Raw genomic sequence first — 525 nt, forward strand, 5'->3', positions numbered from 1 at the left:
GAGCCACGAAGACATCCCAGGGGTGCAAGGTGTCAAGCGGCGAGGTTTGCGCGGTGGCCCCAGGCGGTGTGTTCGTCGTAAAGAGTGTGGTGGGCCAGGCAGCCGTGGAGGATGCCGATGAGCCGGTTGGCCAATGCTCGTTGGGCTTGTGTGTGGGTCTTGTTCTGGGCTTTGAGGTTGTCGTAGTAGGCGCGGGCGCCGACACTGCCGGTCAACGCGCTTTGTGCCATTGCCATGGCGGCGTCGTTGAGTCGGGTGTTGCGGATGTGCCGGGCCAACACGACGTGACCTTTACCCGAGGCGATGGTTCTTGGTGAGGTACCGGCGTAGTTTCTGCGAGACTTGGCGGTGGCATAGCGTTCGGGGTCATCCCCGAACTCGCCGAGCATCCGGGCGCCGATGGTTTCACCGATTCCGGGCATGGACAGGTAGATCGCGGCGTCCGGATGCGTGTCAAAAGACTGGTTGAGAGTGGTTTCGAGCTGGACGATCTGAGTGTTCAATGCCGTGAGCATCTCCACTGTT

Annotated in this window: 1 protein-coding gene; it reads right to left on the reverse strand. The window is 61.3% G+C overall.

All coding sequences use genetic code 11. The features are described 5' to 3' along the window. Positions 1 to 32: 32 nt before the first annotated feature. A partial coding sequence (locus tag OK17_RS19680; RefSeq protein ID WP_461418463.1) for a transposase occupies positions 33 to 525 on the reverse strand: 493 nt, incomplete at its 5' end.

This window comes from Gordonia sp. GN26, from assembly GCF_054823965.1.